Origin of the sequence: Micromonospora pallida (assembly GCF_900090325.1) — a bacterium.
Classification (GTDB): Bacteria; Actinomycetota; Actinomycetes; order Mycobacteriales; family Micromonosporaceae; genus Micromonospora; species Micromonospora pallida.
Genome location: NZ_FMHW01000002.1, coordinates 6,929,421 through 6,950,999 on the forward strand (window position 1 = coordinate 6,929,421; position 21,579 = coordinate 6,950,999).

Annotated in this window: 16 protein-coding genes and 2 pseudogenes; 13 read left to right on the forward strand and 5 right to left on the reverse strand. The window is 71.6% G+C overall.

Going from position 1 to position 21,579, the window contains the following annotated elements:
* Nucleotides 1–42: 42 nt before the first annotated feature.
* The gene (locus GA0074692_RS29725) at nucleotides 43–1,500 is read left to right on the forward strand and encodes a M1 family metallopeptidase (RefSeq protein WP_091650480.1); all 1,458 of its coding nucleotides are present in this window, start codon (nucleotides 43–45) and stop codon (nucleotides 1,498–1,500) included.
* A gap of 138 nt (nucleotides 1,501–1,638) precedes the next feature.
* Nucleotides 1,639–3,336 (forward strand): FAD-dependent oxidoreductase, encoded by a 1,698-nt coding sequence (locus GA0074692_RS29730; RefSeq protein WP_091650482.1) that lies wholly within the window; start codon nucleotides 1,639–1,641, stop codon nucleotides 3,334–3,336.
* Between the two features lie 44 nt (nucleotides 3,337–3,380).
* Here GA0074692_RS29730 and GA0074692_RS29735 read toward each other — a convergent pair whose 3' ends face one another.
* Complete coding sequence (locus tag GA0074692_RS29735; protein ID WP_176738625.1) at nucleotides 3,381–4,178, reverse strand: Brp/Blh family beta-carotene 15,15'-dioxygenase; 798 nt, start codon at nucleotides 4,176–4,178, stop codon at nucleotides 3,381–3,383.
* Nucleotides 4,179–4,439: 261 nt separating this feature from the next.
* Here GA0074692_RS29735 and guaA point away from each other — a divergent pair, with 261 nt between their 5' ends.
* Nucleotides 4,440–5,993 (forward strand): glutamine-hydrolyzing GMP synthase, encoded by a 1,554-nt coding sequence (gene guaA / locus GA0074692_RS29740; RefSeq protein WP_091650490.1) that lies wholly within the window; start codon nucleotides 4,440–4,442, stop codon nucleotides 5,991–5,993.
* Nucleotides 5,994–6,046: 53 nt separating this feature from the next.
* Here the strand turns inward: guaA and GA0074692_RS29745 are convergent.
* A pseudogene (locus GA0074692_RS29745) lies at nucleotides 6,047–6,386 on the reverse strand (PspC domain-containing protein); the annotation flags it as partial.
* A gap of 146 nt (nucleotides 6,387–6,532) precedes the next feature.
* Between GA0074692_RS29745 and GA0074692_RS29750 the strand changes: the two are divergent.
* From GA0074692_RS29750 to GA0074692_RS29760, 3 genes are all read left to right on the forward strand, one after another.
* The gene (locus GA0074692_RS29750) at nucleotides 6,533–7,480 is read left to right on the forward strand and encodes an NUDIX hydrolase (RefSeq protein ID WP_091650492.1); all 948 of its coding nucleotides are present in this window, start codon (nucleotides 6,533–6,535) and stop codon (nucleotides 7,478–7,480) included.
* A gap of 109 nt (nucleotides 7,481–7,589) precedes the next feature.
* Nucleotides 7,590–8,501: an NUDIX hydrolase gene (locus GA0074692_RS29755; RefSeq protein ID WP_091654283.1), complete on the forward strand. Its 912-nt coding sequence runs from the start codon at nucleotides 7,590–7,592 to the stop codon at nucleotides 8,499–8,501.
* Between the two features lie 343 nt (nucleotides 8,502–8,844).
* Nucleotides 8,845–9,765: a CDP-alcohol phosphatidyltransferase family protein gene (locus GA0074692_RS29760; protein WP_091654286.1), complete on the forward strand. Its 921-nt coding sequence runs from the start codon at nucleotides 8,845–8,847 to the stop codon at nucleotides 9,763–9,765.
* A gap of 55 nt (nucleotides 9,766–9,820) precedes the next feature.
* Here the strand turns inward: GA0074692_RS29760 and GA0074692_RS29765 are convergent, their stop codons facing one another.
* The 3 genes and pseudogenes from GA0074692_RS29765 to GA0074692_RS29775 form a co-directional block, all read right to left on the reverse strand.
* On the reverse strand, nucleotides 9,821–11,074 hold the full coding sequence (locus GA0074692_RS29765) for a phosphatidylserine decarboxylase (protein WP_091650495.1): 1,254 nt from the start codon (nucleotides 11,072–11,074) through the stop codon (nucleotides 9,821–9,823).
* A gap of 255 nt (nucleotides 11,075–11,329) precedes the next feature.
* A pseudogene (locus tag GA0074692_RS29770) lies at nucleotides 11,330–11,569 on the reverse strand (hypothetical protein); the annotation flags it as partial.
* Nucleotides 11,566–13,083, reverse strand: a complete 1,518-nt coding sequence (locus tag GA0074692_RS29775) for a PspC domain-containing protein (protein WP_091650498.1) — start codon at nucleotides 13,081–13,083, stop codon at nucleotides 11,566–11,568. The gene GA0074692_RS29775 and the pseudogene GA0074692_RS29770, both read right to left, overlap by 4 nt.
* 192 nt (nucleotides 13,084–13,275) lie before the next feature.
* Between GA0074692_RS29775 and GA0074692_RS29780 the strand changes: the two genes are divergently transcribed.
* The 7 genes from GA0074692_RS29780 (at nucleotide 13,276) to GA0074692_RS29810 (ending at nucleotide 21,571) form a co-directional block, all read left to right on the forward strand.
* A complete protein-coding gene (locus GA0074692_RS29780; RefSeq protein ID WP_091654289.1) occupies nucleotides 13,276–14,511 on the forward strand; it encodes an ATP-binding protein in 1,236 nt (411 codons plus the stop codon).
* 2 nt (nucleotides 14,512–14,513) lie between these two features.
* Nucleotides 14,514–15,188: a response regulator gene (locus tag GA0074692_RS29785; RefSeq protein WP_091654291.1), complete on the forward strand. Its 675-nt coding sequence runs from the start codon at nucleotides 14,514–14,516 to the stop codon at nucleotides 15,186–15,188.
* 573 nt (nucleotides 15,189–15,761) lie between these two features.
* Complete coding sequence (locus tag GA0074692_RS29790) at nucleotides 15,762–17,393, forward strand: peptide ABC transporter substrate-binding protein (RefSeq protein ID WP_091650501.1); 1,632 nt, start codon at nucleotides 15,762–15,764, stop codon at nucleotides 17,391–17,393.
* 102 nt (nucleotides 17,394–17,495) lie between these two features.
* Entirely contained in the window at nucleotides 17,496–18,506 is a 1,011-nt protein-coding gene (locus GA0074692_RS29795) for an ABC transporter permease (RefSeq protein WP_091650505.1), read from the forward strand.
* Between the two features lie 74 nt (nucleotides 18,507–18,580).
* Nucleotides 18,581–19,525, forward strand: a complete 945-nt coding sequence (locus GA0074692_RS29800) for an ABC transporter permease (protein WP_091650508.1) — start codon at nucleotides 18,581–18,583, stop codon at nucleotides 19,523–19,525.
* 5 nt (nucleotides 19,526–19,530) lie between these two features.
* Nucleotides 19,531–20,568: an ABC transporter ATP-binding protein gene (locus tag GA0074692_RS29805; protein WP_091654294.1), complete on the forward strand. Its 1,038-nt coding sequence runs from the start codon at nucleotides 19,531–19,533 to the stop codon at nucleotides 20,566–20,568.
* Nucleotides 20,561–21,571 carry an ABC transporter ATP-binding protein gene (locus GA0074692_RS29810; RefSeq protein WP_091650512.1) on the forward strand — a complete coding sequence of 337 codons (1,011 nt, stop codon included), beginning with the start codon at nucleotides 20,561–20,563 and terminating at the stop codon, nucleotides 21,569–21,571. Before GA0074692_RS29805 ends, GA0074692_RS29810 begins: the two co-directional genes overlap by 8 nt.
* Nucleotides 21,572–21,579: the final 8 nt, after the last annotated feature.

Genomic DNA, 21,579 nt, shown 5'->3' on the forward strand with positions numbered 1-21,579 from the left:
CCAGCCTGGCTGCGGTCACTTCGCCGTCCTCGGGAGGTAGCGATGACACAGGTACGGCGTACGACCGCCGCCCGCCGCGCCGCACTGCTGCTGGTGACAGGACTGCTGGCCGTCGGCTGTGAGTCGTCCCCGCCCGAGCCGGAGCCCACCCCACAGTCGTCCGCCTCGCCGACCGTCCGTAGGTTCGCTCCCGGTCAGCCCGGGGCGGGGGACGCCTACTTCCCCAGTTACGGCAACGGCGGCTACGACGTCCGCGAGTACGCGATCCGGGTCCGCTACGACCCGGCGCGGGACCAGCTCGACGGCGTGGTCACCGTCCGGGCGACCGCCACCGCCGACCTGTCCCGGTTCAACCTGGACCTGGCCGGGCTGACCGTCCGGGCGGTGAGTGTGGACGGCGCGCCCGCCACGCACGAGCACAGCGGAGCCGAGCTGACCGTCGCCCCCGCCGCCGGCCTGCCCGCCGGCAACGGCTTCGAGGTCGAGGTGCGGTACGACGGCAAGCCCGCGCCGCTGGAGAACGAGACCCTCGGCGAGGGCGGGTTCCTGCACACCGAGGACGGGGCGATCGCCCTCGGTCAACCGGAGTCGGCCAGTACCTGGTTTCCGGTCAACGACCACCCCTCGGACAAGGCGACGTACGACATCGAGGTCACCGTGCCGGAGGGGCTGGTCGCGGTGAGCAACGGCGTGCCGACCGGTCGGGCCAGCGCCGACGGCTGGACCACCTGGAAGTGGGCCGAGCGCACCCCGATGGCGAGCTACCTGAGCACGCTGGTGATCGGCGAGTACCGGATGGAGACGGGCGAGCACCGGGGCCGGCCGGTGGTCACGGCGGTGAGTACCCGGGTGCCCCGGGGCGCGGTCGACACGTCGATGGAGCGGACCGTCGAGGTCGCCGACTACCTGGAGAGCGTCTTCGGGCCGTACCCGTTCGGGGCGTACGGCGGGGTGGTCGTCTCGGACAGCCGGATCCGGTACGCCCTGGAGACGCAGAGCCGGCCGGTGTACTCCGCCGGGTTCTTCCGGGCGGGCGAGAACACCGGCATCGTGGCCCACGAGATCGCGCACCAGTGGTTCGGCAACAGCGTGTCGCTCCAGCGCTGGCAGGACATCTGGCTCAACGAGGGCCTCGCCACCTACGCCGAGTGGCTCTGGGCGGAACACCAGGGCGACGGGACCGCCCAGCAGGCGTTCGACTCCGCGTACGCCGGCGCCGGGCAGCAGATCTGGCGGGTCCCGCCGGGGGACCCGGGAGCGGACGAGCTGTTCAGCGCCTCGGTGTACCAGCGGGGCGCGATGACCGTGCACGCGTTGCGGGTGACCATCGGCGACGAGGCGTTCTTCCGTCTGTTGCGCACCTGGGCCGCCGAGAAACGCGACGGCAACGCCACCACCGAGGACTTCGTGCTCCTGGCCGAGCGGGTCTCCGGCCGGCAGCTCGACGCCCTCTTCGACGCGTGGCTCTCCGGCCGGGAACGCCCAGACCGTCCGCGTTAGTCAGCAGCGCACCACGCTGCCGGTCCGGGAACGCTGCGGACCCGGGCCGGTTTGCCGGCTGGGAGCGAACTGGGACGAACGGGATTCCCGGACACGTGCCCCTGGCGTCGGGGTTACCGATCGGTAGATGATGCCTGCATGCGGTACGACGTACTGGTCGTCGGCTCCGGCTTCGGGGGCAGCGTCGCGGCCCTGCGGCTGGCCGAGAAGGGCTGGTCCGTCGGTGTGCTGGAGGCGGGCCGGCGGTTCGCCGACCACGAGTTCCCGCAGACCTCCTGGCGCCTGCGGCGGTTCCTCTGGGCACCCGGGCTGGGCTGCTACGGCATCCAGCGGATCAGCCTGCTCCGACCGGCCGACCGGAAGGCCGGCGGGGGAGTGCTGGTGCTCTCCGGGGCCGGGGTGGGCGGCGGTTCCCTGGTCTATGCGAACACCCTCTACGAACCCCTGGACGCCTTCTACGACGACCCGCAGTGGCGGGACATCACCGACTGGCGGGCCGAACTGGCCGGTCACTACGACCAGGCGAAGCGGATGCTCGGGGTCACCACGTACCCGGTGGAGACCGGCGCGGACCGGGCGATGCGGGCGGTGGCCGCGCGGATGGGAGTCGGCCACACCGTGCGTTCGACTCCGGTCGCCGTGCACATCGGTCGCCCCGGTGAGCGGGTCGCCGACCCGTACTTCGGCGGGGCCGGCCCGGAGCGTACCGGCTGCACGCACTGCGGCTCCTGTATGACCGGATGTCGGCACGGGGCGAAGAACACCCTGGTCAAGAACTATCTCTGGCTCGCCGAGCGGCTGGGCGCGCGGGTGCACCCGTTGACGACGGTGACCTCGGTCCGGCCCGTTCCCGGCGGTGGCTACCGGGTGGAGACCATCCGGACCGGGGCCTGGCTGCGCCGGCGGCGGCAGGTCTTCGAGGCCGACCAGGTGGTGCTCGCGGCTGGCGCGCTCGGCACCCAGCGGCTGCTGCACGAGATGCGGGCCACCGGCGCGCTGCCCGGGCTCTCACCCCGCCTGGGCGAGCTGACCCGGACCAACTCCGAGGCGGTCCTCGGCGCGTCGGTGTCCCGCCGCCGGGCCCGGTCGGAGGGGCTGGACTTCACCGAGGGGGTGGCGATCACCAGTTCGTTCCACCCGGACGCGCAGACCCATATCGAGCCGGTTCGCTACGGGCGTGGTTCCAACGCCATGGGGCTGCTCCAGTCCCTGCTGGTCGACGGCGGCCCGCACCGGCTGCGTCGCTGGCTGGGCACGCTGGTCCGGCAGCCCCGGCTGGCGGCCCAGCTGCTGTCCGTACGGGGCTGGTCGGAGCGGACGGTGATCGCGCTGGTGATGCAGTCGGCGGACAACTCGCTGACCACCCGGATCCGGCGCGGCCCGCTCGGCCGGCGGCTGGTCTCCGGACCCGGACACGGCGCCCCGAACCCGACCTGGATCCCGGCCGGTAACCAGGCGGCCCGGCTGCTCGCCGAGGAGATCGGCGGGGTGCCGGGCGGGTCGCTGACCGAGCCGTTCGACATCCCGATGACCGCGCACATTCTCGGTGGCGCGGTGATCGGCGCCTCCTCGGCGGACGGGGTGGTCGACCCGTACCACCGGGTCTTCGGGCATCCGGGGCTGCACGTGGTGGACGGCGCCGCGATCTCGGCCAACCTGGGTGTCAACCCATCGTTGACGATCACCGCGCAGGCGGAGCGGGCGATGGCGTTCTGGCCCAACAAGGGCGACGTGGATACTCGGCCGCCGATGGGTGAGCCGTACCGCCGGCTGGAGCCGGTGCCGCCCCGCCAACCGGCGGTTCCGGCCGGCGCCCCTGGCGCCCTGCGGCGGTGACCGGGTCCGCCTCCGGAAGCAACCCCTCGGGCGGGCAGGCCGGGTCAGTGTCGGTCCGTCCAGGCGACCAGGGCTGCGTGCGGGAGGGTCAGCGCGGCCAGCACCGCCACCGTCGCGGATAGCGGATCCGCCCGGTGCCCCGACCAGGTGAGCAGGGCGATCAGGGCGGCGACGGCGACCACCGTGGGGACCACCGCCTGGCGGGCGAAGCGACGCAGCGGCGGTCCGACCCTTCCGGCCCGCAGGTCGACAGTGTTGCGTGGATCGTGTCTCAGTAGCCGGGCGACGTGACGGCAGGAGTGCCAGGCCGCGAAGTATGCGCCGACGGCCAGGGACGGCGGGACAGTGGTGAACAGCCCGGCAAGGAGGACGGGTTGGGCGGCGTCGCGGGCGCGCCCGGCGCGGACGTCCCGGACCGCGGTGACCGCGACCGCGCACAACACGGTGACCAGAGCCAGCGCCCGCACCTCGACGGTGAGCAGCGCCGGCGCACCCGGGGCCACCGCCGCCAGCAAAGGGTCGACCTGGTCCCGCCACAGCGCCAACGGGATGACGACCGGCGGTCCCCCGTACGCGAGCACGACGGACACCTTCGGTCGGATCGGCTGGCAGTCCCGCTCGGCATGGAACGCCACGTCGGCGGTGCCGAAGTGCACGACCGACACGATGAGGAACCCGGCCAGCGCCAGGTCCGGCGCGGTCCGGAAGGCCGCCAGCCCGGCACCGGCGGCGGCCGAGTAGACCACCAGCAGCGCCACCCGTGCCGACAGCGGCCGGGCACGGGCCGACACCCAGGCGAGCCGTGGCGCCCTGCCCTGCGGATGGAGATTCCATACCGACAAAAGGATCAAATCGTATGAACACGGTACACTGGGCCGAGGTTCTCGACCTGCAGACCCCTTCGGGTGCACCGTCCGGGCCGGCGTAGTGGCCGACATCACCCGTAATGTGGCTTACGGCGCGCTGCTCGGCCTCGTCGCGCTCACGGTCAGCGCCGCCGAGGGGCACGCCCGGCCGCCGAGGGCGATGCCGCTCGGCCAGGCGGGGGGAACCCCCGCGGACCGGTGGGGGACCTGCCCGCGTCGTCGGTAGGATTTGCTGCCATGAGCACGCCTCGCCCTGTCCTCGTGGTGGACTTCGGAGCCCAGTACGCCCAGCTCATCGCGCGCCGGGTGCGTGAGGCGCGGGTCTACTCCGAGATCGTGCCGCACTCGATGCCGGTCGCCGAGATGCTGGCGAAGAACCCGGCGGCGATCATCCTGTCCGGCGGCCCGTCGAGCGTCTACGAACCGGGCGCGCCGCAGATCGACGCCGGACTGTTCACCGCCGACGTGCCGGTCTTCGGTATCTGCTACGGCTTCCAGGCGATGGCGCGGGCCCTCGGTGGCACCGTCGCCCACACCGGCAGCCGGGAGTACGGCGGCACGCCGCTACGTCCCCGGGTCGACGCCGGGGTGCTGCTGCGGGAGCTGCCGGCCGAGCTGCCGGTCTGGATGAGCCACGGTGACTGTGTGACCGAGGCGCCGAGCGGCTTCACGGTGACCGCCGAGTCGGCCGGCGCGCCGGTCGCCGCCTTCGAGGACGTCGCCGGCCGCCGGGCCGGTGTGCAGTTCCACCCGGAGGTCGGGCACACCGCGCATGGGCAGGAGATGCTCCAGCGCTTCCTCTACGACATCGCCGGCATCGAGCCGACCTGGACCCCGGCCAACATCATCGACGAGCAGGTGGCGCAGATCCGCGCCCAGGTCGGCGACAAGGAGGTCATCTGCGGCCTCAGCGGCGGGGTCGACTCGGCGGTCGCCGCCGCGCTGGTGCACCGGGCGGTCGGGGACCAGCTCACCTGTGTCTTCGTCGACCACGGTCTGCTGCGCGCCGGCGAGGCCGAGCAGGTGGAGAAGGACTACGTGGCGGCCACCGGCATCAAGCTGAAGGTGGTCGACGCGCAGGAGCGGTTCCTCGGCGCGCTCGCCGGGGTGACCGACCCGGAACAGAAGCGGAAGATCATCGGCCGGGAGTTCATCCGGGTCTTCGAGGCCGCCGCCCGGGAGATCGCCGCGCACGGCGACGTCGAGTTCCTGGTGCAGGGCACCCTCTACCCGGACGTGGTCGAGTCCGGCGGCGGCACCGGCACCGCCAACATCAAGAGCCACCACAACGTCGGCGGTCTCCCCGAGGACCTCAAGTTCGCCCTGGTCGAGCCGCTGCGCACGCTCTTCAAGGACGAGGTCCGGGCGCTCGGGCTGGAGCTGGGGCTGCCCGAGGCGATGGTCTGGCGGCACCCGTTCCCGGGGCCGGGCCTGGCCATCCGGATCATCGGCGCGGTCGACCGGGAGCGGCTGGACCTGCTCCGCCAGGCCGACCAGATCGCCCGTGAGGAACTCACCGCCGCCGGGCTGGACCGGGACGTGTGGCAGTTCCCGGTGGTGCTCCTGGCCGACGTACGCAGCGTCGGGGTGCAGGGCGACGGGCGCACCTACGGCCACCCGGTGGTGCTCCGTCCGGTCTCCAGCGAGGACGCGATGACCGCCGACTGGTCCCGGCTGCCGTACGACGTGATCGCCCGGATCTCCACCCGGATCACCAACGAGGTGGCCGAGGTCAACCGGGTGGTGCTGGACGTGACCAGCAAGCCCCCGGGCACCATCGAGTGGGAGTGACCGCCGAGCCCCGTTGACGCCGACGCCCGGGCTGGCGGTCGGCGTCGCGGGGTTCGGGCTGGCGGTCGGGCGTCCGTCGGGTCGCGCCGGCCAGGGTCACCGGGGTGGCGTGACCTGCGTCGAGTGCGGCCAGGCCGGCGCGTCCGGCGGCTCCTCGGGCATCAGGAACCACATGATCGGGTACGCCAGCAGCGCCACCCCGGCGGTGAAGAGCGTGGCCACGGCGAAGACCACCCGGACCAGGGTCGGGTCGACGTCGAAATAGCGGCCGAGGCCGCTGGCCACCCCGGCCACCATCCGGTCGGTGGTGGGCCGGCGGAGTTGCCGGTACGGCGCCTGGGGCGGCGGACCCGGCTGCTCGTACGGGGACTGGGCGGAGGGGTTCGGTGGCATCATGGCTCCACCCTCCTCCGGTCACCGCCCGGCCGCCCTCGGTGAGGGCCCCGACCTATACCCTGACCAATCCCTGAGGGAAGCTTTCAGTCAGGAATCTGACTCTTTTCGATGGTCGTTACCGGGCCGGGGGAGAATTGGGCCCTGTGACCACCATGCTGGAACCGCTCCGCAGGATCGCGGCGTACGCAGTCTGTGCCGACCCATCCGGCCGAGTGTTGCTGGTCCGCGCGTCGCAGCACTCCGGCACCCCCGGCACGTGGTCGCTGCCCGGCGGGGCGGTCGACCACGGTGAGGACCCGAACCACACGGTCGTCCGGGAGACCGCCGCCGAGACCGGGCTCTCGGTCGCCGTCTCCGGCCTGGCGGACGTCCTCGCCGACATGCGGGCGTTGCCCGACCGGGGCATCACCCTGCACACCGACCGCCTCATCTACCGGGTCTCGGTGCGGGGCGGGACGCTCACCGACCGGGTCGACCGCCCGACCGACCTGGCCCGCTGGTTCACCCTCGACGAGGCCCGCGGGTTGCCGCTGCGGGCGTTCACCGCGCGTGCCCTGGGCCTGCCGGCCGGTGCCGCCGACGTGGTACCGGACGAGGCCCCCGAGTTTCCCTCCTTCAACGCGGTGCCCGGCCCGGACGGGCTGCACCGGGCGCAGCGCTTCGCCGCGTACGCGGTGGCCACCGACCCGGAGGGGCGGGTGCTGCTCACCCGGGTCTCCGACGGTTACCCGGGCGCGGGCTGTTGGCACCTGCCCGGCGGCGGCACCGACTACGGCGAGCAGCCGGGCGCGGCGCTGATCCGGGAACTGGTCGAGGAGACCGGGCAGACCGGTCGCCTGGTCGGGCTGCTCGGCGTGGCCAGCCACCGGGACGCCGCGTCGCTCGGCCCGGAGGGCTACCCGATCGACTGGCACGGCGTCCGCGCCTTCTACCGGGTGGTGGTCGACCAGCCGGCTCCGCCCACCGTGGCCGACGTCGGCGGTTCCACCTGCGAGGCCCGTTGGTTCGCCCGCCACGAACTGGAGACCATCCCCGCCGAACGCCTCACCGAGGTCACCGCCGAGGCCGTCCAGGCCGCCAAGCTCACCTGACCTCCACCGGACCCCAGCCGTCGGCGGGCACAGGCGCGGTTAACCTCAAGATCGGCGCGGAGCGCGGCGGGCGCGGGGGCACACGGGCGGGGGATCACCGGTGGAAGAGTTGGCGCAGCGGCGGAGGATCGGGGCGTACGGGCTGCTGACGGGGGCGGACGGGCGGGTGCTGCTGACCCGGGGATCCGCACTGGCCGACTTTCCCGGCGTCTGGCAGGTGCCCGGTGGCGGGCTGGAGCACGCCGAGCATCCGGCGGACGCGGTGGTCCGTGAGTTCGCCGAGGAGACCGGCCTCGTGGTCGAGGTGAGTGGACTTGAGGCGGTGGTCGCGGACGTCGTCCGGCTCCCCGACCTCGGGGTGGCATTGCACTCCGATCGGATCATCTATCACCTCACCGGCGTGTCCGGGGCACTCCGCCACGAGTCGGACGGAACGACCGACCTGGTGTCGTGGATCGCCCCGGCGGAGGCGGCCCGTCTGCCGCTGATGCCGTTCACCGCGGACCTGCTCGGACTGCCGGTCACGCCGTTGCCCGAGGACGTGCCCCCGGTGACGCCGCGCCTCCCGTACGACCCGCCGTCGCCGGACCGGCGGCAGCGCTTCGGGGCGTATGGGCTGGTCACCGACCCGCAGGGGCGGGTGCTGCTGACCCTGATCGCCGACGGGTACCCGGGCGCCGGCCGGTGGCACCTGCCCGGCGGCGGGACCGACCACGGCGAGCAGCCGGTCCCCGCGCTGCTGCGCGAGATCGTCGAGGAGGCAGGCCAGCTCGGCCGGGTTACCGAGCTGCTCGACGTCGACCACCTGCACAATCCCGCCGCGCTGGGGCCGGAGGGACGGCCGTTGGACTGGCACGGCGTCCGGGCGCTCTACCGGGTGGTGGTGGCGGCGCCGACCGAACCCGAGGTGACCGAAGCGGCCGGCGGTTCCACCGCACGGGCCGCCTGGTTCAGCCGGGAAGAGGCCGCCGACCTGCCGTTGACCGACATCGCCGAGCGGGCCCTCCGGCTGGTCGGGTAGCCGTCGCTCGCTGAGCCGCCATCGATCTGCTCCGGTAGAGTCGGCAGTTGAGATCGGCGGAGAAAGGGCACTCAGCCCGCGATGGGAACAACCGGGCGATTCAGCCGGTTTCTAGGAGATAGGTACCGCCGGGAGCTATCGCCAAGTCCCGTACCACTGTGCGATGGTGTACTCCGCTTTGACGGCTGCCGGGCCAGCAGCGGCCCGGCACGAGAGAGCCGGACGCCCGCCCGCAGGGTGGTCAGCCGATCCGGTGATGGAGGAAAACGTGCCGAGAGCCCCATGGCGCCGGCGTCGTACGTCTGACAGTCCGCGCCCCGCAGGCCGCCGCTGGGCGGGGCCGCTGCGTCGCAGCAGTACGTTCGCCCGCCAGGTGCTGCTGGTCCGGGTGGGACGCCGGGACGGCGAATCCCGCCACGCGACCGACGTGGCCCTGCCCGAGCACCGCTACGCCGACCGGCTGCGCCGGCGGTACGCCTCGGACCGGGTGAACCGGGCCGAGATCGAGGCAGCCATGCCGGTGAGCCCGGCGATCGCTCCGACAACACCGGTGGACGACACATCGGCGCACTCGATCCCGCTGCTCCCCGGGGAGCGTACGGCCGCTCGGCGGGCGAAGTTCGCCCTGGTCAACGCGTGCACACTGGCCAGCCTGATGCTCGGCGTCAACGCGATCTTCCTGGCCATGCAGGGCGAGGTGCGGCTCGCGGCACTCTTCCTGATCGCCTGCGTCGTCTTCGACGGGCTCGACGGCGCGCTGGCCCGCAAGCTCAACGTGGCCAGCCCGTTCGGCGCGCAGATGGACTCGCTGGCCGACATGTGCTCGTTCGGCCTCGCCGCCCCGATGGTGGTCTACGCCTCGCTGGCCGGCGCGGTGCCCACCGCCGCCGCCGCGCTGGCCTGTGCCCTCGTCGCGGCGTGCGCCGCGATCCGGCTGGCCCGGTTCAACGTCTCGCCGAAGGACGGCCGGTTCTTCTGCGGCGTGCCGACCACCATGGCCGCCATGGTGCTGGCACTCGCGGTCGTCATCGACCTGCCGGTCCCTGCGGTGATCCAGGTCGCCGGCGTCGCCCTGCTCGCCTTCGCCATGGTGTCCAGCTTCCCGTACGCCAAGCTCGCCCGACTGATCAAGCTGCCGCCGTGGCTGTGGCTGGCCCCGGTGGTCGGTGCCCTGGTCGACCCGAGGCTCACCTTCGCCCTGGTCGTGGTCGCCTACCTGGCCAGCGGGCCGCTGCTCTGGCTGCACCGGCGGCGGACCGCCTGACGTACCCGACGCAGAGGGGGCGCCGCGAGATCGCGGCGCCCCCTCTGCGTGTAGATCAGCGCCAGCGGGCGATGACCGAGGATCCGCCGATCACCCGGTCGCCCGGCCCCACCAGCGGGTCCGCCGCGTCCGCCGGAAGGTAGACGTCGGTGCGCGAGCCGAACCGGATCAGGCCGAAGCGCTCGCCCCGGGCCAGCAACGAACCGATCGGGGCACGCTGCACGATGCGACGGGCGATCAGGCCGGTACGCTGCGCGACCACCACCGTGCCGTGTTCCGTCTCCAACACCGTGTACGCCGCGACGTTGTGCTCGGCCGCCGGCTTCATCGCGTTGGCGAAGCCACCGTCGGCGACGAAGTAGTCGACCACCTTGCCCGCCACCGGGGAGCGGTTGACGTGCACGTCGAGCACCGACAGGAAGACCGCGACCCGCAGCCACTCACCGGCGCCGAACCGCTCGTCGTGCAGCCGCTGTACGGAGAGCACCCGGCCGTCGGCGGCGGCGACCACGGTCGACGGGTCCTCCGGGACGTCCCGCTCGGGGTCGCGGAAGAACGCCGCCACCGGGGCGGCGGCCAGCGCCGGCACCAGCCACAGCTTCGACTTCGGCCGGGCCACCCGGGCCAGCGCGGCCAGGCCCAGGGCGATCCCGGCGGCGGCCACCCCGTTGGAGTCGATGTGCATGTCGCGGGTCAGCGGCACGCTCGACGGCCGGTACGCCGGAGCGAGCCGGGCCGCCACCGCCGCGCTGACCGGGGTGAACCGGAGCCGGTGCACGCGTACCGGCGGCTGGTTGCGCAGCACCAGGTCCACCCCGACGCCGTGCAGCGCACCCTGCCGGTCGAGTTCGGCCGCCGCGCCCGAGGTCCGGCCCGGTCCGGCCGGCGTCGCCACACTCAGCACGCCGCCCTCGGTGAGGTACTTGGTGAGGCTGTCCAGCGTCGCCCGGGCCTCCTCGCCGGTGCCGGTGAGCGCCTCGCCGACGATCACCACATCGGCGGCGTCGGCCTCGGCCAGGGTGTCGACGACGCGGACCCGGTCGGCGACCCAGCTACCCAGGGTCGACACGTGCTGGCGCAGCTCGGCGGAGCTGGTCGAGCCGGCCGGCACCAGGGTGAGGCTGTCCCCGGGCAGCAGCGCGTCGATCGCCGCGGGGAGGACCGGGACGTCGGGGGCCGCCCCGACCAGCAGGGCGGCCTTGCGGTCGTCGCAGCGGGCGAGTTCGGCGGTGAGGGTGCGCGCGGCACGCTCGCCGATACGGACCTCACCGAAGCGGCCAAGGCTGCGCACGGCGGGGGACTGAGTCATGACGGACGAGCTCCTAGCGGCATCGAGACGGAAATCGCGGCGGAGGGGCCGGGTCGGCGCGGCCAGGGCGCCGACGGCGGGAGCGGGGCTTCCACCGGCCAGCATAGGCGGCGCGCGCCGACGGCCGTGTCGGCGCGGTCAGCCACGACGGTCGCCGAGGCCGTCGGCCGGCTGGTCCCGGTCCGTGTCCGACCCGCTCGTGCCGCTCGTGCTTCCCGTGTCGCTCGTGCCGCTCGTGTCGCTCGTGCCGACCGCGTCGGCCGTGCTTCCCGCCTTCGGCACGCCGGCCGCCGGACCGGCGGCCGGCGCCGAGGACCGGGTGGCGCGCAGCGCACCCAGCAGGCCCAGCGCACCGACCACGACCAGCGCGCCGGCCAGGAACCAGCCGATCGGCACCATCAGGTCGAGCAGTTGCGAGAGCAGCCACCATGCCGCAGCCGCCAGGAAGAGCAGGCCGAAGGCGAGCGACAGCAGGTCGGTGCGGTGCGCCTTCACCGGGTCACCTCCAACGCGCCGGCGTTGACCTGGATGTACAGCCGCAGGGTGCCGCCGCCCACGCCGTCGGTGCCCAGGTCGGTCGCCTCGCGTACCTGGCGGTCCAGCCCGCCGGAACGGACGCCGAAGATGACCGCTTCCGTGGCCTGCATCTCGGCGTGGGTGACGACGTCGACCTCCGGTGGCAGCAGCACGGTCACGTCCCCGAAGGAGACGACGACGGTGGTCCGGGTGTCGCGCTGGTCGAAGTCCACCGTACGCAGGTCCAGCACCGCGTCGCCGAAGGTGTTTTCGTACCGGGGGGCGAGGTCGTCGTAGCTCGCCGGGGTCCAGGTCACGTTCCCGTTCACGCGCCGCCAGTCGGCGAACGACTCGGCCGCGGTGGCGAAGCCGAGCGCCGCCGCGGTGACCAGTCCCAGCGCGATCAGCCAGCGGGCCCGACCGAACCAGGCGCCCACCAGTAGCCCGAGCCCGATGGTGGCCAGGGCGGCCGCGAAGTACGCCGACGCGCTGACCCGGACCACCCCGAGCAGGTCGAGGACGCCGACCACCCCGCAGGCGAGGAAGACCAGGGAGAACGTCACCGCGCCGAGCGACGAGCGGTCCCGGGGCCGTTTCGGCACCCGGCGCGGTATGGGCGACGGCGGTGGGGGCAGAGTCGGATCGGAGCCGGCGTACGGGCCGTGCGGGGCGAAGGGCGGACGGTAACCGGGTGGGGTGGGCGCGGTGGCGACCGGCGGCAGCGGTCCGACCGGGGCCGGCGGTACGGGGCCGACCGCCGGCTCGCGGACCGACCACCCGGACGCGTTGGCGGGCACCGTTCCGGGGGCCGGCGGCCACGGCGGGCCGGCAGGCGGCGGTACGGGTACGGACACCGGGCCCGGCGGCCAGGTCGCCGGGGGCGGGAGCCGGTCCGGGGCGGGGTAGGCCACCGGAGGCACCGGCCCCGGCGGGGACGCGACGGACGAGGGCGTACCGCCGGAGCGGACGCGGGCCGGATGGTCCCGGTTCAGCAGCAGCGCCCCGCCGATCAGGATCGCCGCGCCGAGCAGCACCGCCCGGAAGGCGTCGGTCACGATGTAGCCGAAGCTCACCGCGACCAGGATGCTCAGCACGATCACGGTGATCGGGGACATGCTCGACCGGCCCCGACCCAGCATCGACTCCATCGGGGAGGCGCTGTCCCCCTCGCCGGGGATGATCAGCCACGCCGAGACGTAGACCAGGATTCCGACGCCACCGAAGAAACCGAGCACGGCGAGGAGCACCCGCCACAGCACCGGGTCGGTGTTGGTGGCCCGCCCGACCGCCGCGCAGACCCCGGCCAGGTAACGCCCCTCCCGGGGCCGGACCAGGCCGTACCGTGAGGTGAAGGCGACGCCGCCGGGGACGGCCTCCGGCCCGGACCCGGCAGGTGGCGGCGGGGCGGACGGTCCGGTCCCGCCCGTCGCCGGCGGTGGCATACCCGGCTGGGTCGCCTCCCTGTGAGGCGACCGGGCGGATTCCTCGGTCATACCGGTAGATCCTGCTAGGTGCCGGGACGGGCCGTCCTCGGGACCCACCCTGAGCACACCCTGAGATCCGGCGACCCGGAAACTCGGGGGCGTCCCCGTGGCCCCGCGCCGGTGACCCGTGTGACGATCGGTGACGACGCCCGCAGCGGACCGGCGTCGGACCTCGCGACCAGGGAGCCCGCGATCAGTACCGTGACCCAGCCACCCCGGCTCTACCGGGCCCGCGAGCACCGGATGGCCGTGGGGGTGGCAGCCGGCATCGCCGAGCACATCGGTGTCTCGGTGGTGCGGGTGCGGATCGCCTTCCTGGTGCTGCTCGGCCTCAGCGGGCTCGGCCTGCTCCTCTACGCCGCGTTCTGGGCGGTGGTCCCGGTCCGGCCCGGGGACACCGCCACGCCGCCCCGACGGGACATCGCCCAACTGCTGCCGTTCGTGGTCATCGGCCTGGCCGTACTGCTGGCGCAGATGCGGCTCTTCGGCTCGGTCGGGGTCGCCGGCACCGCCGGCTGGCTGGTGGCGATCATCGCGGTCGGCGCGGGGGTGATCTGGCACCAGTCGCCGGAACGTCGCGGTCAGGCCAACGGCTCGTTGCCGTTGCCCTGGCTGAGCGCGGTGGTCGAGGAGACCGACCGGCGGGCCTTCGTGCTCCGCTTCGTCGGCGGTGGCGTGCTGGTCGCGGTCGGCATCATCGGCGTCGCGGCGGTCTACTCGCCGGTGCAGAACGTCGACGCGGTGATCAACGGGGTGATCTTCGCCCTGGTCGGGCTGGCCGGGGTCGGGGTGGTGGCCGCGCCCCTGCTCTGGCGGACGTTCAACCAACTCCGCTCGGAGCGGGAGGGGCGGATCCGGGAGCAGGAACGGGCCGAACTGGCCGCCATGATCCACGACCAGGTGCTGCACACCCTGGCCCTGATCCAGCGCAACGCCGCCGACGTCAAGGCCGTGCAACGTCTCGCCCGGGGGCAGGAGCGGACGCTGCGTAACTGGCTCTACAAGCCGACCGCCTCGCCCACCGAACGCTTCGCCGCCGCGTTGGAACAGGCGGCGGCGGAGGTGGAGGACACCTTCGCGATCACCGTGGAGGCAGTGGTGGTGGGCGACCGGGAGACCGACGAGCGGGTGGGCGCGCTGGTCGCCGCCGCCCGCGAGGCGCTGGTGAACGCGGCGAGGCACGCCGGCGTGCAGACCGTCTCGCTCTACGCCGAGGTGGAGCCGGACCAGGTCAGTGTCTTCGTGCGGGACCGGGGCGTCGGGTTCGACCAGGAGACGGTGGATGATCACCGGCACGGGGTACGGGGTTCCATCATCGGGCGGATGAAGCGGCACGGCGGCCGGGCGGAGATCCGCTCCGGGCCCGGGGAGGGAACCGAGGTCCGGTTGATCCTGCCGGTCTCCGGGAACGGTTCCACGGCGGAAAGGGACAAATGACCATGTCCGAGCAGGTCGAGCAGGCGGGTGGCCAGGACGGGCGGCTGCGGGTCTTCCTCGTCGACGACCACGCGATGTTCCGCGCCGGCGTCCGCGCCGAGCTGGGCGCGCACGTCGAGGTCGTGGGGGAGGCGAGCACGGTGGCCGAGGCGGTCACCCGGATCGCCGCGACCCGGCCGGACGTGGTGCTCCTGGACGTGCACATGCCCGACGGCGGCGGCCGGGCGGTGCTGGAGGCGGTGCGGCGTACCCATCCGCAGGTGCGGTTCCTGGCGTTGAGCGTCTCGGACGCGGCGGAGGACGTGATCGGACTGATCCGGGCCGGTGCCCGGGGGTACGTCACTAAGACCATCTCCCCGGACGAGCTGGCTGCGGCGATCCGCCGGGTGGCCGACGGCGACGCGGTGTTCTCGCCCCGGCTGGCCGGGTTCGTGCTGGACGCCTTCGCGGCCCGGCCGGACGCCCCGGTGGCCGACCCGGAGCTGGACCAGCTCACCAACCGTGAACGCGAGGTGCTCCGGCTGCTGGCCCGGGGGTACGCGTACAAGGAGATCGCCAAGGAGCTGTACATCTCCATCAAGACGGTGGAGACGCACGTCTCGAACGTGCTGCGCAAGCTCCAGATGTCGAACCGTTACGAGCTGTCCCGCTGGGCGGCGGACCGCCGGCTGGTGTGACCCGGACTGGTGTGACCCCGGCTGGGGTGACCCTGGCTGGTGTCACCGCCACGGGGCCGATTTTCGGCTGACAACCGCCCCCGCCGTGTCGCATGATCCGGGGTCGCCCTCCTCCGGGTGGGCCGATCCCACCTCCCGGACGGGCGAACCGGCCCGACCCGACGGCGACCGTGCCGTCTCGTCAGGCGGCTGAGTGCGCCGTCCGGGCAGGCTTCGCCACCTCGATGCCCTCGTCCGACCAGCCGGCAGCGGTGTCCGTACCGGCGAATCCGACATCATCTGGACGGATGGAAACAGTGCGCGTCCGTGAGGCTGCGCAGCGTGGTGAGGGGTGTCGTGCGGAGGACTGCCGGCCCGGACGTTCGACGTGGTGGCGCCCCTCACGCAGCGTCGCGGGGCCGGTCGGCGCACGGGAATCCGGACGGAATCGGGGTCCCGGGCGGCCCGATGTCGGCACCGTCCCGGCCGGGTATCGGCTTGATAACACCGCTTTCCGCTGTGGCGCATCGGGTGTCACAGTGGCAACCACCTCACAACCCCCTCGTGAGCCGAGCGCCCTGAGGAGGCACTCCTATGCGCGGGAAATTCCTGAAGGTGGCGGTCGCCGCGACCGCCACCGCAATGTTGGCCACCGCATGCAGCGGTGGCGGCGACGACCCGGCGGAGACCGGCAGCAGCGGCGGTGAGCTCCGCGTCTACGCGTCGGAGCCGGCGTTCCTGCTGCCGTCCGGAGCGGACGACGAGCCGTCGCTGTACGTCATCCGGCAGATCTACCGTGGTCTGGTCAAGTACAACGCCGAGACCGGCGCCCCGGAGAACGACCTGGCCGAGTCGATCGAGTCCCAGGACCAGAAGACCTGGACGATCAAGATCAAGGACGGCTACACCTTCGACAACGGTGAGAAGGTCAACGCCGACGCCTTCATCCGGTCCTGGAACTTCGCGGCGTACGCCCCGAATGCCCAGAACAACGGGTACTTCATGAAGCGGATCGCCGGCATCAAGGACGTCTCGTCCGAGGACCCGGACGGCGAGGGCCCGCAGAAGGCCCCCGAGCCGAAGGCCAAGGAGCTCTCCGGCCTGAAGAAGGTCGACGACCTGACCTTCACCGTCGAGCTGGACGCGCCCTTCTCCGGCTTCCCGACCACCATCGGCTACCCGGGCTTCTCCCCGATGGCCGAGGCGTGCATCGCGGACACCGCGAAGTGCAACGAGACCCCGATCGGCAACGGCCCCTACAAGATCGAGGGCAGCTGGCAGCACAACGTCGGCGTCACCGTCGTCCGTAGCGACACCTGGAAGGGTGAGCCGGGCAAGCCGGACAAGATCAACTACCGGATCTTCGCCGACGTCGACGCCGGCTACGCCGCCTTCCAGGCCGGCGAGCTGGACGTGATGTACACCCTGCCGCCGGCGCGGTTCCAGGAGGCCAAGACCACCTACGGTGACCGCCTCTACGAGCAGCCGAGCGACAGCTTCACCTACGTCGGCATGCCGACCTACAACGAGAACTTCAAGGACAAGCGGATCCGCCAGGCCATCTCGATGGTCATCGACCGGCAGTCGATCATCGACGCCGTGTTCAACGGCCGGTTCACCCCGGCCAGCGGCTACGTCGCGCCGTCCTTCGAAGGTGCCCGCGAGAACGTCTGCCAGTACTGCAAGAAGGACGTCGAGAAGGCCAAGGCGCTCCTCGCCGAGGCGGGTGGCTGGAAGGGTGGCAAGCTCACCCTGTGGGCCAACGCCGGTGCCGGCCACGACGCCTGGCTGCAGGCCGTCGGTGACCAGATCAAGGCCGCCCTCGGTATCGACTACGAGCTGAAGGTCAACCTGCAGTTCGCCGAGTACCTGGAGACCGCGGACAACAAGAAGTTCACCGGTCCGTTCCGCCTCGGCTGGAGCGCGGACTACCCGTACCTGGAGAGCTACCTCGCCCCGCTGTACAGCACCGGTGCGGACAGCAACAACTCCGCCTACGCGAACCCCGAGTTCGACGCTCTGCTGAAGCAGGGTGACGCTGCCAAGTCGATCCAGGAGGCGATCCCCTTCTACCAGAAGGCGGAGGACATGCTCCTGGAGGACCTGCCGGTCATCCCGATGTGGTGGGGCAAGGTGGGCGCGGTCTACAGCGACAACGTCGACAAGTTCGTCTGGAACGCCGTCGCCGACGCTGACTACGGCCAGACCACGCTGAAGCAGAAGTGAGCTTCGCTTCCCTGATCTAGCCGTAAGACACGACGTGGCGGTAACGATCTCCCTACGAGGGAGGGCGTTGCCGCCACGTCAGCGCCGAGAGGAGAAACAGACATGGGGCGCTACGTCGTCCGACGGTTGCTCCAGTTCATACCCACCGTGCTGGGCACCATGTTCCTGCTGCACTACCTCACCTCGCTGGCGGTCCAGTTCAGCGGGAACCCGGTCCGGGCGCTGTTCGGCGACCGGACGCCGCCGGAGTCGATCCTGAACGCCCTGACCGAGCGGCTCGGCTACGACGACCCGTGTCTGGACCAGCGCGGCAACTGGTGCATCAAGTTGTTCGGCAGCCGGCTGGAGGGCATCTTCCTCCACTTCGACTTCGGGGTTAACCTCCGCCAGTACGAGGTGAAAGACCTGGTGGCGGACGCCATGCCGTACACCGTGAAGCTCGTCATCATCGCCATTCTCTTCGAGGCCATCGTCGGCATCATCGCCGGCGTGCTGGCCGGTCTGCGGAGTGGCAGCTTCACCGACTACCTGGTCAAGATCTCCACGGTCTTCGTGATCTCGGTGCCGATCTTCGTGCTGGGCGTCCTGGTCCGTAACTACGTCGGTGTTCAGTTCGGCAACGTGCTACGCGAGCAGGACTGGGTGCCCGAGGTGATCGCCGACGGCATGTTCAGCCCCGTCTTCAAGCCCGACTACCCGTGGGCCAGCCTGATCATCCCCGGCCTGGTGCTCGGTGCCACCTCGTTGGCCACCACCGCCCGGCTGACCCGAACCAGCATCATGGAGAACATCCGGGCCGACTTCGTCCGGACCGCCAAGGCCAAGGGCCTGAAGAACAAGCGGGTCATCGGCGTGCACACGCTGCGCAACTCGCTCATCCCCGTGATCACCCTGCTCGGCGTCGACATCGGCAGTCTGCTCGGCGGTGCGGTGGTCACCGAGACCATCTTCAACGTACCGGGTATCGGCCGGTTGGTGACCCAGGCTGCTCGGACCGGCGAGTCGTCGGTGGTGGTCGGGGTGGTCACCATGCTCGCCCTGGTCTTCCTGGTCGCCAACCTGCTGGTCGACATCCTCTACGCCGTGCTGGACCCGCGGATCCGCTATGAGTGACCGGCGGCAGGAGCAGGAGCAGGCCCCCCCGGTCCGGCCGGGCTGCGGCAGGTCGAAGCGAAACGAGGTGTGACATGAGCGACTTGAGTAGCGCCGGTACCGCCCTGAGCGGCGACTCGTCATCCGCCGCGGCCGTGGCCGGCGCGCCGACGCCGGGCAAGGGCGGCAAGGAGCGCAGCGCGAGCCTCTGGGCGGACGCCGGGCGGCAGTTGGTCCGCGACCCGATCTTCATGATCGCGGCGCTCTACATTCTCGTGGTCAGTTCCATGGCAGTTTTCCCGAAGCTGTGGACGAGCCAGGACCCGCGGGACTGCGACACCGGTCGGTCCCGGATCCCCCCGAGCGGCGACCACCCGTTCGGCTACGACATCCTCGGCTGCGACTACTACTCGCACGCCATCTACGGGGCCCGGCCATCGATGCAGATCGCGGTTCTCGCCACCGTCGGCATCGTGGTGGTAGGTGGTCTCTTCGGCCTGCTCGCCGGCTACTACGGCGGCTGGGTCGACTCGGTCATCTCCCGGGTGATGGACATCTTCTTCTCGCTGCCGTTCCTGCTCGGCGCGATCGTGTTCCTCACCGTGATCAAGCGGCAGAACGTGCTGACGCTCACCATCGTCCTGGTGGTGCTCGGCTGGCCGACCATCGCCCGGATCATCCGAGGTAGCGTGATCGCCTCGAAGGACCTGGACTACGTACACGCGGCGAAGGCGGTCGGCGCGACCAACAGCCGACTGATGTTCCGGCACATCCTGCCGAACGCCATGGCGCCGATGCTGGTCTACGCCACGATCGTGCTCGGTGGGTTCGTCGCCGCCGAGGCCACCCTGACCTTCCTCGGTGTCGGCCTCCAGCCGCCCGCCCAGTCCTGGGGCATCATGATCAACGCTCACCAGGTCTACTTCCTGGAGGACCCGTGGCTGCTGTTCTTCCCCTGTGGGCTGTTGGTCGGCACGGTGCTGTCCTTCATCCTCATGGGTGACGCCCTGCGTGACGCCCTCGACCCGAAGTTCCGGTGAGCAGCATGACTACTGACGTCAACGTCAAGATGGACGCTCTGCCCGGCCTCGACCCCAACGCGCTTCTGCTGCAGGTCAAGAACCTTCAGGTCGAGTTCCGCACCCGCAACGGCATCGCCAAGGCGGTGAACGGGGTCAGCTTCGACGTCGCCCCCGGCCAGACCCGGGCGATCCTCGGTGAGTCCGGCTGCGGCAAGAGCGTGACCGCCCAGGCGATCATGGGCATCCTGGACAGCCCGCCCGGTTTCATCACCGGCGGCGAGATCCTCTACCGGGGTGTGGATCTGCTCAAGCTCCCCGAGGAGCAGCGGCGCAAGGTCCGCGCCAACAAGATCGCCATGATCTTCCAGGACGCGCTCTCCGCGCTGAACCCGGTCTTCACCGTCGGGTTCCAGCTCGCCGAGCTGTACCGCAAGCACCGGGGAATGTCCCGTAAGGACGCCAAGGCGCGTGCGGTCGAGTTGCTCGACCTGGTGCGGATCCCGGCGGCGAAGCAGCGGGTGAACGACTACCCGCACCAGTTCTCCGGCGGTATGCGGCAGCGCGTCATGATCGCCATGGCGCTGGCCCTCGACCCCGAGGTGCTGATCGCCGACGAGCCGACCACGGCGCTCGACGTGACCGTGCAGGCCCAGATCATGGCGCTGCTGGCCGAACTCCAGCAGGAGCGGAACATGGGCCTGCTGCTCATCACGCACGACATGGGCGTGGTGGCCGACGTCGCGGACCGGATCTCGGTCATGTACGCCGGCCGGGTGATCGAAGAGGCCGGGGTCGACGACATCTACGCCACCCCGGCGCACCCGTACACCAAGGGCCTGCTGGAGTCGATCCCCCGCCTCGACCTCAAGGGCCAGGAGCTCAGCGCCATCAAGGGGCTCCCGCCGGTGCTGACGAACATCCCGCCGGGTTGCTCGTTCAACCCCCGGTGCCGCTACGTGCAGGACGTCTGCCGGAAGGACCCCGCGCCGCAGCTGTACACGGTGTCGTCGGACCGGACGGCCGCCTGCCACTTCTGGAAGGAGGTCAAGGGCGATGAGTGACCTCGTGCTCGAGACCCGCGACCTGGTGAAGCATTTCCCGCTGACCAAGGGCATCGTCTTCAAGAAGCAGATCGGGGCGGTCCGCGCGGTCGACGGGATCAACATCGAGCTGCGGCGGGGCGAGACCCTGGGCATCGTCGGCGAGTCGGGCTGCGGCAAGTCGACGTTGGCCCGGCTGCTGGTCGGCCTGGAGACGCCCACCTCGGGCGACCTGTTCGTCCAGGGCCGGAACATGTCCAAGGTGGGCCCGGCCGAGCGGCGGAAGGGCCGGCGCAACATCCAGCTCGTCATGCAGGACCCGTACACCTCGCTGAACCCTCGGATGACCGTCGGCGACATCATCGGCGAGCCGTTCGAGGTGCACCCGGACGTGGTGCCGAAGGGTAAGCGGCGGGCCCGGGTGCAGGAGCTGATCGACCTGGTCGGGCTCAACCCCGACCACATCAACCGGTACCCGCACCAGTTCTCCGGCGGCCAGCGGCAGCGCATCGGCATCGCCCGGGCACTGGCGCTGAACCCGGAGATCATCCTGTGCGACGAGCCGGTCTCGGCGCTGGACGTGTCGATCCAGGCCCAGGTGGTCAACCTGCTCGAGAAGCTCCAGAACGAGCTGGGGCTGTCGTACATCTTCATCGCGCACGACCTGTCGGTGGTCCGGCACATCGCCGACCGGGTCGCGGTGATGTACCTCGGCAAGATCGTCGAGATCGGCACCGAGGACGAGATCTACGAGAACCCGACCCACCCGTACACCCAGGCGCTGCTCTCGGCGGTGCCGGTCCCCGACCCGAAGCTTCGTGGGCTGCGGGACCAGATCGTCCTGACCGGCGACGTGCCGTCGCCGGCCAACCCTCCGTCGGGCTGCCGGTTCCGCACGCGGTGCTGGAAGGCGCAGGACATCTGCGCCGAGCAGGTGCCGGCCCTGGAGGCACGGGAACACTCCGCTCACCCGAGCGCCTGCCACTTCGCGGAGCCCCGCGACGTGGTCCACGCGGTCGAGTAGCGCACCAG

What these genes read in the sequence shown, in the direction of transcription:
- GA0074692_RS29725 (WP_091650480.1), top strand. Translation starts at nt 43, where the DNA reads ATGACACAGGTACGGCGTACGACCGCCGCCCGCCGCGCCGCACTGCTG.
- GA0074692_RS29730 (WP_091650482.1), top strand. Translation starts at nt 1,639, where the DNA reads ATGCGGTACGACGTACTGGTCGTCGGCTCCGGCTTCGGGGGCAGCGTC.
- guaA (WP_091650490.1), top strand. Translation starts at nt 4,440, where the DNA reads ATGAGCACGCCTCGCCCTGTCCTCGTGGTGGACTTCGGAGCCCAGTAC.
- GA0074692_RS29765 (WP_091650495.1), bottom strand. Translation starts at nt 11,074, where the DNA reads ATGACTCAGTCCCCCGCCGTGCGCAGCCTTGGCCGCTTCGGTGAGGTC.
- GA0074692_RS29775 (WP_091650498.1), bottom strand. Translation starts at nt 13,083, where the DNA reads ATGACCGAGGAATCCGCCCGGTCGCCTCACAGGGAGGCGACCCAGCCG.
- GA0074692_RS29785 (WP_091654291.1), top strand. Translation starts at nt 14,514, where the DNA reads ATGTCCGAGCAGGTCGAGCAGGCGGGTGGCCAGGACGGGCGGCTGCGG.
- GA0074692_RS29790 (WP_091650501.1), top strand. Translation starts at nt 15,762, where the DNA reads ATGCGCGGGAAATTCCTGAAGGTGGCGGTCGCCGCGACCGCCACCGCA.
- GA0074692_RS29795 (WP_091650505.1), top strand. Translation starts at nt 17,496, where the DNA reads ATGGGGCGCTACGTCGTCCGACGGTTGCTCCAGTTCATACCCACCGTG.
- GA0074692_RS29800 (WP_091650508.1), top strand. Translation starts at nt 18,581, where the DNA reads ATGAGCGACTTGAGTAGCGCCGGTACCGCCCTGAGCGGCGACTCGTCA.
- GA0074692_RS29805 (WP_091654294.1), top strand. Translation starts at nt 19,531, where the DNA reads ATGACTACTGACGTCAACGTCAAGATGGACGCTCTGCCCGGCCTCGAC.
- GA0074692_RS29810 (WP_091650512.1), top strand. Translation starts at nt 20,561, where the DNA reads ATGAGTGACCTCGTGCTCGAGACCCGCGACCTGGTGAAGCATTTCCCG.